Origin of the sequence: Actinoplanes subglobosus, assembly GCF_042650585.1 — a bacterium.
GTDB classification, from domain to species: domain Bacteria; phylum Actinomycetota; class Actinomycetes; order Mycobacteriales; family Micromonosporaceae; genus Actinoplanes; species Actinoplanes subglobosus.
Genome location: NZ_JBHSBL010000003.1, coordinates 177,590 through 192,075, shown reverse-complemented (window position 1 = coordinate 192,075; position 14,486 = coordinate 177,590). Strand labels below are relative to the sequence as shown.

Here is a 14,486-nt window from a genome sequence, read left to right as displayed (position 1 = left end):
GGGCCGCTTTAGGATCCGCGGACTCGCCGACCGACCTCTCGGGCCGGCACCTTCGAGCCTGAAGTCGATGATCATGCGCCTGCGCGTCTTGACCAGCAGTTTCGCCTTGATGGGAGCGGTGGCAGCGGCCGGCCTCGCCCTGCCCGCACAGGCTGCGGAGGGCACTGGCGACTTCGCCTACGTCGGGATCTTCAGCCCGGAGACGGTGACTGTCATCAACGGTCAGTCGAAGACGGTGAAGTTCGACGTCTACAACCTCGGTACTTCGGCGGTCGAGGATGTGAAGCTCACCTTCGGCAGTGCCGCCAAGCCGATCAGCGCTGACCTCGGCTTCACCGCCCCGGCCGGCTGCGTCGCGAACGTGTGTGACATCGGCGACCTGAAGGCGGGGCAGCGGCGCAGTGTCAAGTTCACGCTGAAGCCCACCACGGCGGGCGCGGCGACTCCGGCGCGGACCATCGCGCTGGCCTCGTCGATCGGCGGGAAGCCCAGCGATGAGACGTCGATCGCTGTCGTGCGTACCGACAAAGGCGGTGTTGATCTTGAGGTTGACGACATCGCCGATCTGTCGCTGAAGCCCGGCGGATCGGCCGAGGTGCCGCTGGGCATCCGCAACAGCGGCAACAAGGACGTGACGGCCCTCGGCCTGGTGGTGCTCGCGCCGCTCGGGGTGAAGCCGGCCCTGGACTACAGCAACTGCGAGCAGGACGCCGAGATCGGCGGTTTCGTGTGCGTCTTCAACGACACGCTCGCGGCCGGCAGCGCCTTCACCCTGCCGGAGAACACCCCGCTGCGGGTGTCGGTGCCGGCCGACATCGCCGGGCCGTTCGACTACCCGGTGTTCGTGGCGGCGGTCGGTCTGACCGAGAAGTACGTCTTCGACTTCGAGAAGCGGACCGCCGGTGCCGCCGGTAAGGAGCTGAAGCTGGAGGCCGTCGCCGGTCTGTCGGCCGAGGAGCCGGAAGCGGTCGAGGACCTCAACGAGGAGGACAACTACGCCGAGTTCGCCGTGACGGTGCCCAGGACCGTCGCGGACAGTGCCGCGGTCGGCGGTGTCTTCAAGGGTGCGGTCGGCGACCGCAGCACGGTCAAGGTGGGCGTCCACAACCTCGGCCCGTCGGCGACCATCCCGCTGTCGCTGACGTCGATCCAGTACGCGCACGTCAAGCTGCCGACCGGTGTCGCGCTGACCAAGCTCGACGAGCGGTGTGTGCCGGGCACCTCGATCGACGACATCGACATCACCGGCCGGGAGCTGTCCGAGGTCACCGATCTCGTCTGCATCGTCCTGGAGAGCGTGCCGGACGACGCCCGTCACCTCTTCGCGCTCACCGCCGAGATTCAGGACGCGACCGACTACAAGGCCGGGTTCGTCAAGATCGACGGCAGCGTGCAGGACCCGAAGAGCGGCAACGACAAGGCCGCCCTGACGGTCGAGCTGACCGCGGGTGGCAGCGGCGGCGGCCTGCCGATCACCGGCGCCCCGGCCGGGCTGGTGGCCGGCGGCGGTGTCGCCCTGCTGGCGGCGGGCCTGATCGCCTTCCGCCTGGCCCGCCGCCGCCGGATCGTCACCGTCGTCGAGTAAGACCGTCGAGTAGGACCTCAGTCGTTCAGCAGGGCGTCGAGCGCGGCCACATCGGCCGCGCTCAGACGCCAGGCGCCGGCCGCCGCGTTGGCCTGGACCTGCTCGGCCGTGGTGGCGCCGGCGATCACACTGGTCACGCCGGGCTGGGCGGCGAGACCGGCGACCGCCACCTCCAGCACGCTGCGGCCACGCTCGGCGCCGAAAGCGGTGAGCGCCTCGATGGTGTCCCAGTCGGCGCGGGCCAGCCACGACGCATACCGCTCGTTCGCCATCCGGGTGCCGGCCGGTGGCTGCTCACCGCGCCGGTACTTGCCGGTGAGCAGGCCGGACTCCAGTGGGAAGAACGGGAGGAAGCCGAGCCCGAACCGCTCACAGGCCGGGATCACCTCGGCCTCGACGTCCCGTGCCAGCAGGCTGTACTGATTTTGCGCACTGATGAACCGCGTCCGGTTGCCGCTGCGGGCCACCCAGTCGGCGTCGGCGATCTGCCAGCCGGAGAAGTTCGAGTTGCCCAGGTAACGGACCTTGCCCGAGCGGACCAGGTCGTCGAGCGCGGCGAGAGTCTCGTCGATCGGGGTGGCCGGGTCGGGCGCGTGCATCTGGTAGAGATCGATGTGATCGGTCTCCAGCCGTCGCAGCGAGGCCTCGACCGCCCGCACGATGTAGCGCCGCGCGCCACGGGCCCCGAAGTCGCGCCCGTTGAGGCCCTCCATGTCCATGCCGAACTTGGTGGCCAGCACCACCTCGTCGCGGCGGCCCTTGAGCGCGGCGCCGAGCAACTGCTCGGAGGAGCCGTGCGGGGTGCCGTAGATGTCGGCGGTGTCGAACAGGTTGATCCCGGCGTCGAGCGCGGCGTCGACCACCTCGCGGGTGCCGTCGAGATCGAGTTTGCGGCCGAAGTTGTTGCAGCCGATCCCGACGACGGACACGACCAGGCCCGAGTCCCCGAGTCGGCGGTAGGTCATCTCGCTCATGAACCACTCCCACGTAACTAGTTGTCGATGAACACGCCTGGTAGCGTGACGTGACGCTGCGTCCATCGTGGACTTACCCACGATCGGTCCACGATGGATGCGGCCTCTATTCCTCCATGTCAGGTTTCGCCAGGTCACGATAGTGCGGCCGGAGCACATCGGTGAGTGGCACGTGCCGCACCTTCACCGGTGGCGCGTCGAGGGCCCGCAGCAGCAGCTCCGGTGGGGTCACGCCGCGGGCCGGGCGCTCCCGCAGCCGGCCCAGGCTGATCGCCGGCGACCAGAAATCGGCGAGCCGGGCATCGAGCGGTTCCTCCTCGACGGCCAGAGGATCGATCACCTCGGACGGCTCGGGAGTGCCGCGCAGTGCGTCGAGCAACTCCTCCCGGCCGCGGCCACGCCACGCCAGCACCAGGAACGGATCGTCGTCGAACGCCTCGGCCAGCACGTAGAGCACCGCCGAGCCGTGTTTGCAGGGCACTCCCCAGTCGGGGCAGTTGCAGTCGATGTCCAGCCGCTCGGGGAAGAGCGGGGAGCCCAGCTCGGAGAATAGGTCGACGATCTCGTGCGGCATGTCACCGGCCAGCAGCGCCGCACGGTAGAGCGCCCGGGACCCGAGGGCGTCGATCACCTCGGACCATCGGGCGTCGTCGTAGGCGGCGACGCGGATGGTCACCTCGTACGGTTTCGGACGGGAGCCCTGGACCCGGGCCAGCACCCGGCCCGGCGAGAGCGCGAAGTCCATCACCTGGCCCTTGCGTGCGTAGGCCCGCCCGCGGGACAGCCGGCCGGGGTCGCAGACGCCCTCCAGGACGTCCACGAAACGGCGGGACCACCATTGCTCGCCGATCTTGCCGCGTCTCGACCGGACGGCGAGGCCACCGTCGACCTCGATCGGGCGGCCGTGCTCGAAGAAGGCCACCTCAGCGCACCGCCCCCGGGTCCAGCGAGAACAGCTCCCGCAACTGGTCGGTGCTCAGGTCGGTGATCCACTCCTCGCCGGTCCCGACGACCGAGGAGGCCAGCGCCTTCTTGCGCTCGATCATCGCGTCGATCTTCTCCTCCAGTGTCCCGGTGCAGATGAACTTACGCACCTGCACATCCCGTGACTGCCCGATCCGGAAGGCGCGGTCGGTGGCCTGGTCCTCGACCGCCGGGTTCCACCAGCGGTCGAAGTGGACGACGTGGTTGGCGGCGGTCAGGTTGAGACCGGTGCCGGCCGCCTTGAGCGACAGCAGGAACAGCATCGGCTCGGCGGACGTCTGGAACCGCTCGACCAGTTCGTCACGGCGGGCCTTGCTCAGACCGCCGTGCAGCCAGAGCACCGGGCGGTCGGTGTGCGCGGCGAGATAGGGCTGGAGCAGGGTGCCCCACTCGGCGTACTGCGTGAAGATCAGGGCCTTGTCGCCGTCCTCGATGATCTCGTCGGCCAGCTCCTCCAGCCGGGCCAGCTTGCCGGACCGGCCGGGCAACCGGGAACCGTCCTTGAGCAGGTGCGCCGGATGGTTGCAGACCTGTTTGAGTTTCATCATCGCGGCCAGCACGTTGCCGCGGCGCTGAATGCCCTCGCTGCTCTCGATCTCGGCCAGCATGTCCTCGACGACCGCCTGGTAGAGGGTGGCCTGCTCGGGAGTGAGCGTGCACCACACCTTCATCTCGTTCTTCTCCGGGAGGTCCGAGATGATGCTCTTGTCGGTCTTGAGGCGGCGCAGCACGAATGGGCCGGTCGCCCGTTTCAGGACGGCGGTGGCGTCCTCGTCCTGCCGGCTCTCGATCGGCTCCTGGAACCGGCGCCGGAACCTCTTGGCCGGCCCGAGTAGCCCCGGATTGCAGAAATCCATGATCGACCAGAGCTCGGCGAGATGGTTCTCCACCGGGGTGCCGGTCAGGGCCACCCTGGTCCGCGCCGGGATGGCCCGGACCGCCTGCGACTGCCTGGTCCCGCTGTTCTTGATCGCCTGGGCCTCGTCGCAGACCACCCGGCTCCACGTCACGCTCCGCAGCGTCTCCAGGTCACGCAGCGCCGTCCCGTAGGTGGTGATCACCAGATCGGCGCCGGCGACCGCCTCGTCGAACTCCTCACCTCGCATCCGGGTGCCACCGTGGTGCACATAGACCCGCAAACCCGGCGCGAACCGCGCGGCCTCCTTGAACCAGTTGCTGACCAGCGACATCGGGCAGATCAACAGCGTCTTCGACCCGGCGTCGGTCAGCAGCAGCGACAACGTCTGGGCGGTCTTCCCCAGACCCATGTCGTCAGCGAGGACCCCGCCCAGACCGAGACGACCCAAAAAGGTCAACCACGACAGACCCCTCTCCTGGTACGGCCGGAGGGCCCCCTCGAATCCGGCTGGGGTCGGCATCGGGCTCAACCGCTCGGCGGCCTGCCCCGAGAGCAGGTCGCCGAGATCGCCGTCGGCGTCCACCTCGACCAGCGGCAGATCCTCGTCGCCACCCTCGACCACCTGCTGGAGCAGCTCACCCGCGGTGATCTCGCCCTCGCGTCGCTGCCCGACCGCCTTGAGCGCCGCCTTCAGCTGCCGGTCGTCGAGCTCCACCCACTGCCCGCGCACCCGGACCATCGGCACCTTGAGCCGGGCCAGCTCGGCCAGGTCCTCCGCGCTCACCACGCTGTCACCGATCACCAGGTCGAGGCGGAAGTCGACGAGCTGCTCCAGCCCGAACCCGGAGTCGGCCGCGGCCCGGCCACCGCCCGCCTTCGATTTCGTCCGCGTGGTCATCTTCAGCCCCACCGCCTTGCGGCCGGCCCAGGCCGGCAGTTGCACCCCGAAACCGGCCGCCTGGAGGAGCGGCGCCGCCTGGCGAAGGAAGTCGTAGGCCTCGGCGGTGCTCAGCGTCATCACGGCCGGCCGCTGCTGGAGCAGGGCCACGTGCAGCAGCGGGAAGAGGCGCACGGCTCGGCCCAGGCCGGCGAGCAGCGTCTCGTCGGGCCGCCGTGGCAGCCCCGGGAACCGCGCCCCCTCCCACAGATCCTCGGCGGGCAGGTAGAGAGCCGGATCCTCGGCGGACTGGAGCGCGAACTCCATCGCCCACTCGTCGGTCTCCGGCGCCGGCTCGATCAACCGGAAGCTGACCCGGATCGGCCCGTGCGCCTCGTTTGCCGCCCGCATCCAGTCGTCGAGGGCCCGGCGCAGGTCACGGACGTCGGCGTCGGAGGCGCCGGGCAGAGCCGGGTCGCCGGTGAGGGCGGCGAGCCAGCGATCGGGGAGCGCCGCTTTCGGGCCGGGGCGCTGGCCGACCATGAGCCGCTCCGGCAGGACGGCCCGGGCCGCGCTGTCGAGCATCCACTCGAGGGCGTCGCGCACCGTACGCCCGAGGGGTTGGCCCTCTCCCGCGGCCCGGACCACCGGCGGCATGCCGGCCGCGAAGTCCCGGAAGGAGGCGGTGTCGGACCCGGTCAGCACCGGCCGCCAGCGGGCCGTGGGCACGCCGCCCTCGGTCACCAGCTGCGGCAGCATCCGGCCGCGCCGGGCCAGGTCACAGGCGTATCCGGCAAGCAGGCGGAGGTAGCGCAGCGACGACCCGACGACCCACTGATCGTCGAGATCGGGCTCGGCGAGGGTCTCGAGTGCCCGGCCGGCGGGCACGGTCAGCACCGGAACCGTCCAGGCGCTGAGCTTGACTCCCCGGGCCGCGGTGTCGAGGCCGGTCTCCGGCGACGGCAGCGGGCCACGACCGGTGGTGGGGAGCATGAGCGGCATCGACCCGGCGACCGCCCCGGGCAGACTGGGGAGATCAGCTGTCGCGAACGGGTGTGGACGGGATCTCGCCCGGGAGCTCGTGGTCAGCGGCAGGCCCGGGTCCTCGGCCCAGACGATCAGCCCGCTGCCGGGCACCCACCCACCGTGCACGACGAGCACATCCACCCCTCCCTGAACGTTGCGTCGAGACTAGCCCCCGGCAGGTGACGAGCCGGTGACACGCGCCGCTGACGACGGGAGGCCGATGGACGTACGCTTCAGTTCGTGACCGCGAATCCGGAGATCGACAGCATCCTCCAGCGCGGCGCCGACGGCGGGCGGATCACGCCCGAGGAGGCGCTGCTGCTCTACACGGAGGCCCCGTTCCACGCGCTGGGCGAGGCGGCCGACGCGGTCCGGCGCCGGCGCCATCCCGACGGCATCGTCACCTACCTGATCGACCGCAACATCAACTACACGAACGTCTGCGTGACGGCGTGCAAGTTCTGTGCGTTCTTCCGGGCCCCCAAGCACAAGGAGGGCTGGGCGCACCCGACCGAGGAGATCCTGCGCCGGGCCGGCGAGGCGGTCGACCTCGGCGCCACCCAGGTGATGCTCCAGGGTGGCCACCACCCCGACTTCGGGGTGGCCTATTACGAGGAGCTCTTCTCCTCGGTCAAGCAGGCGTTCCCGCAGCTGGCGATCCACTCGATCGGCCCGAGCGAGATCCTGCACATGGCCAAGGTCGACGGTGTCTCCATCGAGGAGGCGGTGATCCGGATCAAGGCGGCCGGGCTCGACTCGATCGCCGGTGCGGGCGCGGAGATGCTGCCGGACCGGCCTCGTAAGGCCATCGCCCCGCTCAAGGAGAGCGGCGCCCGCTGGCTCGAGGTGATGGCGATCGCGCACCGGCACGGTCTGTCGTCGACCGCGACCATGATGATGGGCACCGGCGAGACCAACGTCGAGCGCATCGAGCACATCCGGATGATCCGTGACGTGCAGGACCTGGCCGTGGCCAACGGTTACCAGGACGTGCCGGTCGAGCAGTCCCACGAGGTCGGTGGCTTCCGGGCCTTCATCCCGTGGACGTACCAGCCGGAGAACAACCATCTCAAGGGCCGCACCCAGGCCACCACGATGGAGTATCTGCGGTTCATCGCGGTCTCCCGGCTGTTCTTCGACAACGTGTCCCACCTCCAGGCGTCCTGGCTCACCACGGGTAAGGACATCGGCCAGCTGTCGCTGCACATGGGTGTCGACGACCTGGGCTCGATCATGCTGGAGGAGAACGTGATCTCCTCGGCCGGCGCCAAGCACCGGTCGAACCTGCAGGAGCTGATCTCGATGATCCGCACCGCGGACCGGATCCCGGCGTGGCGTGACACGTGGTACAGGCACTTGGCCGTGCACCACACGCCGGCCGACGACCCGACCGATGACCGTGTCGTCTCTCACTTTTCGTCGATCGCCCTGCCCGGCGGGGGGCGAAAGCAGCTTCCGATGGTCGACGTCGCCTGAGCGAACCGGTCCCTTCGGGGGGTGGCAGTCAGCCGTTCGGCCAGGTTCGGATCGTCGGACCGGTGAGGCTGGGTTGCTCCTTCGTAACGAGCCCGGCGGTTGGCTGTACCGGGTCGTTCCCGCTGGTTACGTTGCCTCTTGTAAGGCACCGGTAACACTCATGCGTCGCCTGCCGCGGTCAGCGTCGGTGACGAGCAGTCGGACCCGACCGATGGCGGTCGTATATATAACGCACAAGGCACGGGCGGGATGGGCAACCATCCCGCCCGTTCTGTTATCTGGCAGGCTTGCCTGGTGACGCGCGCAGATCTGGACAAGCAGCCGCACGAGGTCGCCGAGATGTTCGACGGCGTGGCCCATCGGTACGACCTCACCAACACGGTCATCTCCTTCGGGCAGGACCGCGGGTGGCGCCGGTCCACCCGGGCGGCTCTCGGCCTCCGGCCGGGCGAGCGGGTGCTGGACGTGGGTGCGGGCACCGGGGTGTCGACCGAGGAGCTGAGCCGGTCGGGCGCGTTCGCGGTCGGTGCGGACATCTCGGTGGGCATGCTCCGGGCCGGCCGGCGGGTGCGGGCCGAGGTGCCGCTGCTGGCCGGTGACGCGCTGCGGCTGCCGTTCGCGGACGCCACCTTCGACGCCGTGACGATCTCCTTCGCCCTGCGCAACGTGGTGGACACCGGTGCCGCGCTGCGTGAGTTCGCCCGGGTGACCCGGCCGGGCGGCCGCCTGGTGGTGTGCGAGTTCAGCCACCCGGTCAACGGCCCGTTCCGGACGGTCTATCTGCGGTATCTGATGCGCTCGCTGCCGGCGGTGGCGCGTGCGGTGGCGAGCAACCCGGAGGCGTATGTCTATCTCGCCGAGTCGATCCGGGCCTGGCCGGACCAGCAGGGTCTGGCGACCCGGATCGCCGAGGCCGGGCCGTGGGATCGGGTCGGCTGGCGGAACCTGACCGGCGGCATCGTGGCGCTGCATCGAGCCACTCGGGTGTAAAACCACTATTCGCCGAACAAAGCGGTTAATGCACTGCTTTGCTCGGTTTATGACTGATATCGGGCAGTTGGACGACACCGACATCGACCTCGCCATCGACGACGGTGAGGCGGGCGAGCGTCGTGCCACCGAACTCGCCACCCGGCTGCGGATGGTCGCCGCACAGGACCCCGATCTTGCCCAGGATCTGGTCGAGGGGCTGATCGTTGCACTCGACCGGGCGATGGGCGGAACCATCCGTGAGCACCTTGACGGTCCGGCGCTCGGCGTGGCGGAGCGGGTCCTTCAGGTGCCTGAGCAGGGACGTTAGTGCCGTCGAAACAATTAGGCAGACCTAAGCGCAAAGATCTTCGATAGTCGGCCTACACTCCGATCGAGGCATGCTTGTGAACTAATTCACGAGCGTCCCGGGCGAGACGGAGGTTGGACCGTGAGCGACCACGTAGCGAGTGGACCCGTCACCGACGAGGCTGACGTGATCGTGGTCGGAGCCGGCCCCGGTGGGTCGGCGGCGGCGTATCACCTGGCACGTCACGGCGTCCGCGTGCTGCTGCTGGAGAAGACCGAGTTCCCCCGCGAGAAGGTGTGCGGCGATGGTCTCACCCCGCGCGCGGTCCGTCAGCTGATCCGGATGGGCGTCGACACCTCCGAGAAGGCCGGCTGGCTGCAGAACCGGGGACTGCGGGTGATCGGCGGCGGCGTCCGGCTCGAGCTGGACTGGCCCGAGCTGGCCAGCTTCCCCAACTACGGCCTCGTCCGTACCCGGATGGACTTCGACGACATGCTGGCCCGGCAAGCGGTCGAGGCCGGTGCCCTGCTGCGCACCGGCGTCAACGTCACCGGCCCGGTGCAGAACGACGACGGTTACGTGATCGGCGTCGAGGCCAAGGTCGGCCCGGGGAAGGAGCCGGTGCAGTTCCGCGCCCCGCTGGTGATCACCGCGGACGGTGTCTCCGGCAAGTTCCCGCTCGCCCTGGGCCTGGCCAAGCGCGATGACCGGCCGCTCGGTGTGGCGGTCCGGCGGTATTACCACTCGGCCGTGAAGGCCGATGACGACTACCTGGAGTCCTGGCTGGAGCTGCGCAGCGCGCAGGACCCGTCCCGGCTCCTGCCCGGGTACGGCTGGATCTTCGGCCTGGGCGACGGCCGGGTGAACGTGGGCCTCGGCATCCTCAACTCCTCCAACGCGTTCGGTAAGACGAACTACCGGCACCTGCTCACCGACTGGCTGGGTAGCACCCCGGAGGAGTGGGGCCTGCGCGACGAGGCCAACGCCGACGGCCCGACGCTCGGCGCCGCGCTCCCGATGGGCTTCAACCGGGTGCCGCACTACACCCGTGGCGTGCTGCTGGTCGGTGACTCCGGCGGCATGGTCAATCCGATGAACGGCGAGGGCATCGCCTACGCGATGGAGTCCGGCGAGATGGCGGCCGAGGTGGCGGTGCAGGCTCTGGCCCGTCCGTTCGGCCCCGAGCGCGAGCGGGCCCTGCAGGCGTACCCCGCCGAGTTGAGTCTCCGATTCGGTGGTTACTACCGCATCGGCGGGATCTTCGTGAAGCTGATCGGCAACCCGCAGATCATGCGGTTGGCCACCAAGTACGGCATGCCGCAGCCGCTGCTCATGAAGTTCGTCCTCAAGCTCCTGGCCAACCTCACCGACCCCCGGGGTGGCGACGCCATGGATCGCATCATCAACGGTTTGACCAAGGTGGCGCCGTCCGTCTGACTTCGAAATCAGGCAAATCAGGCACCCCGACCAAAGGACAGCACAACCACAGTAACTAGTGTGAAGCGGCTAACAGTCGTACGGGAGTAGAAATGACGATCAACCCTTATGTCCCGATCGTCGGGTTGCTGATTCTAGGCGCCCTGTTCGCGTTGTTCTCGGTGTCCGTCGCCCCCATCGTCGGGCCCAAGCGTTTCAACCGCGCGAAACTCGACGCTTATGAGTGCGGAATCGAGCCGGCGCCGACACCGATCGGTGGCGGGCGGTTCCCGGTGAAGTTCTACCTGACCGCCATGCTCTTCATCATCTTCGACATCGAGACCATCTTCCTGTACCCGTGGGCCGTCTCCTTCGACATGCTCGGCCTGTTCGGGTTCGTGGAGATGGTCCTGTTCATCCTCACCGTCTTCATCGCCTACGCGTATGTGTGGCGGCGTGGCGGCCTCAACTGGGACTGATGTGACATGGGAATCGAAGAGAAACTCCCGGCAGGCATCCTGCTGACGAGCGTCGAGAAACTGTCCAACTACGCTCGGAAGTCGTCGTTCTGGGGCGCCACGTTCGGCCTCGCCTGCTGCGCCATCGAGATGATGGCCTCCGGTGGTCCCCACTACGACCTCGGTCGCTGGGGGATGGAGGTGTTCCGGGCCTCGCCCCGTCAGGCCGACCTGATGATCGTGGCGGGCCGGGTCAGCCAGAAGATGGCCCCGGTGGTCCGGCAGATCTACGACCAGATGCCCGAGCCGCGATCGGTGATCTCGATGGGCGTCTGCGCCTCGTCCGGCGGGATGTTCAACAACTACGCGATCGTGCAGGGTGTCGACCACATCGTTCCGGTCGACATCTACCTCCCGGGTTGCCCGCCGCGGCCGGAGATGCTGATCGACGCCATCCTCAAGATGCGCGAGAAGGTCATGGCCCAGCCGCTCGGCCCCAACGGCCGCAAGATGCTCGAAGCTCGGCAGGCCGAGGGCCGAGTTCCGGTCGTCGCCCCGGGAGCCATGCCGTCGTCCTACCGCGCGGACAAGGCCCGTCGTGAGGAATGGACCCAGGCCGTTAAAGAGGGACGCGAGGAGCAATTGCGGATCGAGAACTGGATGAAACTCCAGCCGCATTTGCGGGAGGCTCACAAATGAGTATTGAGTCCGGAACTCAGGGTAGTGTCCCGGCGGGTGCCGAATTGGGTGCCCCGGCACAAACGCCGCCCAGCCCGGATAAGGGCATGTTCGGCGTCAAGGGGACCGGAGACGTCTCCGGCTTCGGTCGCCTGGTCCGCCCCCGACCTGCTGCTTTTGGCAGCGAACGGCCTTACGGCGAGTATTTCGACGACGTCTATGACGCGTTGGAAGAAGCTTATCCGGCTCTCTCCGAAGCCATCGAGAAGGTGGTCGTAGATAGGGCCGAACTCACACTCCACGTACGTGCCGAGCACATCGTCGAGGTGTGTCAGGTAATGCGTGACGACGCCTCGCTGCGCTTCGAACTGTGTTCGTCCGTTGACGGAGTGGATTATCTCGGCTCCGATGAGCGCCGTTTCCACGTCGCTTATCAATTGACTTCGATGACCTATCGCCGCCGGGTGCGGCTGGAGGTCGCGGTCGCCGAGGGTGTCACGGTTCCGAGCGTCACCCGGGTCTACCCGACCGCCGACTGGCAGGAGCGGGAGATCTACGACATGTTCGGCGTCGTCTTCGCCGGCCATCCGAACCTGACCCGGATCCTCATGCCGGACGACTGGGAGGGCCACCCCCAGCGCAAGGACTACCCGCTCGGCGGCGTGCCCGTCGAGTACAAGGGCGCCGAGATTCCGCCTCCCGACCAGCGGAGGGTCTACCAGTGACCACATCTGAGTACGCGACCGAGCGCGAGACCACCGAGGGCCGGGTCTTCACGGTCACCGGCGGCGACTGGGACAGCATCACGTCCAGCATCGACCCGCTCAGCAACGAGAAGATCGTCGTCAACATGGGCCCGCAGCACCCGTCGACGCACGGTGTGCTCCGGCTCGTGCTGGAGCTGGAGGGCGAGACGGTCACCGAGGTCCGTCCGGTCGTCGGTTACCTGCACACCGGGATCGAGAAGAACCTCGAGTACCGGAACTGGACCCAGGGCGTCACCTTCGTGACCCGCATGGACTACCTCGCGAACATGTCGAACGAGACGGCGTACTGCCTCGCGGTGGAGAAGCTGCTCGGCGTCACCGACCAGATCACCGAGCGGACCAACACGATCCGCGTCATGTTCATGGAGCTCCAGCGGATCGCCTCGCACCTGGTCTGGCTCGCGACCACGGGCATGGAGCTGGGCGCGATCTCGATGATGCTGTACGGCTTCCGCGAGCGGGAGTACATCCTCGACATCTTCGAGGAGACCTCCGGCCTGCGGATGAACAACGGCTACATCCGGCCCGGCGGTCTCGCGCAGGACCTGCCGGACTCCGCGGTCCGCAAGATCCGTGACTTCCTCAAGTACCTGCCGAAGAAGCTCAAGGAATACGAGGACATGCTGTCCGGCCAGATCATCTGGCAGCAGCGCACCCAGGGTGTCGCCGTGCTGGATGTGACCGGGTGCCTGGCGCTCGGCGTCACCGGCCCGGTGCTGCGCTCGGCCGGCCTGCCCTGGGACCTGCGCAAGACGATGCCGTACAGCGGTTACGAGACCTACGAGTTCGACGTGCCGACCGCGACGACCGCCGACGTCTGGGGTCGTTACCTGGTCCGGATGGCGGAGATCCGTGAGTCGCTGAAAATCGTCGAGCAGGCGCTGGACCGCCTCAAGCCCGGTCCGATCTGGATCGAGGACAAGAAGATCGCCTGGCCGGCGCAGCTCGCGCTCGGTCTGGACGGACTCGGGAACTCCCTCGAACATGTCGCCAACATCATGGGTCAGTCGATGGAGTCGCTGATCCACCACTTCAAGCTCGTCACCGAGGGCTTCCGGGTTCCGCCTGGTCAAGTCTATGTCGCGGTCGAGCACCCGCGTGGCGAACTCGGCGTACACGCGGTCTCCGACGGTGGCACCCACCCCTATCGGGTGCACTACCGCGAGCCGAGCTTCGTGAACCTCCAGGCCATCCCGGCGATGGCCGAAGGCGCCCTGCTGGCCGACGTCATCGCCGGCGGCGCCTCGCTGGATCCCGTGATGGGTGGGTGTGACCGATGACAACGGTGGACTTCTCGCCGGCCGCCGAACCGCTGGCGGCGAAGCTTCTCGAACCGGCCAGGGAGATCCTGGCCCGGTACCCGGCCGGCCGGGAGCGGTCGGCGCTGCTGCCACTGCTGCACCTGGTGCAGACCGAGGAGGGCTACGTCAGCCCGAGCGGTGTGGCGTTCTGCGCCGAGGTGCTCGGCATCAACAAGGCCCAGGTCGGGGCGGTCGCCACCTTCTACACCATGTACAAGCGCCGGCCGACCGGTGAGTACCTGGTCAGCGTCTGCACCAACACCCTCTGCAACGTCATGGGCGGCCAGGAGGTGTACGACGGTCTGGTCGAGCACCTCGGCGTCGGCCACGGCGAGACCTCGGCCGACGGCAAGATCACGCTGGAGCACGCCGAGTGCCTCGCGGCCTGCGACTACGCGCCGGTGGTGACGGTCAACTACGACTTCACCGTCGACCAGGCGACCCCGCAGAGCGCGGTCGAGATGGTGGAGAACCTGCGCCAGGGCCGAGACCAGACCCCGTCGCGTGGTGCGCGGATCTGCTCGCTCAAGGAGATGCAGTACCAACTGGCCGGATTCGCCGACCCGCGCGGCGGCGCGGTCGCGGACGGGGTGGCCGGTGCACCGACCCTGCGCGGTGTGCGGCTCGCCCAGGAGCACGGCGTGGCGGTGGCCGGGTTCGACCCGGACACCCCGATCACCAAGACCAAGCCGCTGCCCAAGGACGAGGTGACCACCAAGGCCGAGGCGGCCGGCGTGGCCGCGAACAAGCCGGCATCGGACGCCAAGCCTGCCGGTGACGCCCGCCCGAGTGGTGGGGAGGGAGCG

12 protein-coding genes and 1 pseudogene are annotated in these 14,486 nt (G+C 68.5%); 10 read left to right on the top strand and 3 right to left on the bottom strand.

Annotation, left to right across the window (positions count from 1 at the left end; genetic code table 11):
* Positions 1-67 precede the first annotated feature (67 nt).
* On the top strand, positions 68-1,585 hold the full coding sequence (locus ACFO0C_RS02915) for a hypothetical protein (RefSeq protein WP_378064897.1): 1,518 nt from the start codon (positions 68-70) through the stop codon (positions 1,583-1,585).
* Between the two features lie 17 nt (positions 1,586-1,602).
* On the opposite strand, the gene ACFO0C_RS02910 is transcribed toward ACFO0C_RS02915, so the two are convergent.
* From ACFO0C_RS02910 to ACFO0C_RS02900, 3 genes are all read right to left on the bottom strand, one after another.
* On the bottom strand, positions 1,603-2,559 hold the full coding sequence (locus ACFO0C_RS02910; RefSeq protein WP_378064896.1) for an aldo/keto reductase: 957 nt from the start codon (positions 2,557-2,559) through the stop codon (positions 1,603-1,605).
* A 106-nt stretch (positions 2,560-2,665) separates the two neighbouring features.
* The gene (locus ACFO0C_RS02905; protein WP_378064895.1) at positions 2,666-3,481 is read right to left on the bottom strand and encodes an SWIM zinc finger family protein; all 816 of its coding nucleotides are present in this window, start codon (positions 3,479-3,481) and stop codon (positions 2,666-2,668) included.
* A 1-nt stretch (position 3,482) separates the two neighbouring features.
* A complete protein-coding gene (locus tag ACFO0C_RS02900) occupies positions 3,483-6,440 on the bottom strand; it encodes a DEAD/DEAH box helicase (RefSeq protein ID WP_378064894.1) in 2,958 nt (985 codons plus the stop codon).
* Between the two features lie 105 nt (positions 6,441-6,545).
* Here ACFO0C_RS02900 and mqnC point away from each other — a divergent pair, with 105 nt between their 5' ends.
* The 9 genes and pseudogenes from mqnC to nuoE all read left to right on the top strand — a co-directional run.
* The gene (gene mqnC / locus ACFO0C_RS02895) at positions 6,546-7,781 is read left to right on the top strand and encodes a cyclic dehypoxanthinyl futalosine synthase (RefSeq protein WP_378064893.1); all 1,236 of its coding nucleotides are present in this window, start codon (positions 6,546-6,548) and stop codon (positions 7,779-7,781) included.
* Between the two features lie 294 nt (positions 7,782-8,075).
* Positions 8,076-8,771, top strand: coding sequence for a demethylmenaquinone methyltransferase (locus ACFO0C_RS02890; protein ID WP_378064891.1), 696 nt, complete (start codon positions 8,076-8,078; stop codon positions 8,769-8,771).
* A 67-nt stretch (positions 8,772-8,838) separates the two neighbouring features.
* Positions 8,839-9,081 carry a hypothetical protein gene (locus ACFO0C_RS02885; protein WP_378064890.1) on the top strand — a complete coding sequence of 81 codons (243 nt, stop codon included), beginning with the start codon at positions 8,839-8,841 and terminating at the stop codon, positions 9,079-9,081.
* Positions 9,082-9,201: 120 nt separating this feature from the next.
* Complete coding sequence (locus ACFO0C_RS02880) at positions 9,202-10,497, top strand: geranylgeranyl reductase family protein (protein ID WP_378064889.1); 1,296 nt, start codon at positions 9,202-9,204, stop codon at positions 10,495-10,497.
* Positions 10,498-10,589: 92 nt separating this feature from the next.
* The gene (locus ACFO0C_RS02875) at positions 10,590-10,955 is read left to right on the top strand and encodes an NADH-quinone oxidoreductase subunit A (protein WP_425319650.1); all 366 of its coding nucleotides are present in this window, start codon (positions 10,590-10,592) and stop codon (positions 10,953-10,955) included.
* 6 nt (positions 10,956-10,961) lie between these two features.
* Positions 10,962-11,633 (top strand): NuoB/complex I 20 kDa subunit family protein, encoded by a 672-nt coding sequence (locus tag ACFO0C_RS02870; protein WP_378064888.1) that lies wholly within the window; start codon positions 10,962-10,964, stop codon positions 11,631-11,633.
* On the top strand, positions 11,630-12,337 hold the full coding sequence (locus tag ACFO0C_RS02865; protein WP_378064887.1) for an NADH-quinone oxidoreductase subunit C: 708 nt from the start codon (positions 11,630-11,632) through the stop codon (positions 12,335-12,337). The genes ACFO0C_RS02870 and ACFO0C_RS02865 overlap by 4 nt, the downstream gene beginning before the upstream one ends.
* Positions 12,334-13,659 carry an NADH-quinone oxidoreductase subunit D gene (locus ACFO0C_RS02860; RefSeq protein WP_378064885.1) on the top strand — a complete coding sequence of 442 codons (1,326 nt, stop codon included), beginning with the start codon at positions 12,334-12,336 and terminating at the stop codon, positions 13,657-13,659. Before ACFO0C_RS02865 ends, ACFO0C_RS02860 begins: the two co-directional genes overlap by 4 nt.
* A pseudogene (gene nuoE, locus ACFO0C_RS02855) lies at positions 13,656-14,426 on the top strand (NADH-quinone oxidoreductase subunit NuoE); the annotation flags it as partial. The gene ACFO0C_RS02860 and the pseudogene nuoE, both read left to right, overlap by 4 nt.
* Between the last annotated feature and the right edge of the window lie 60 nt (positions 14,427-14,486).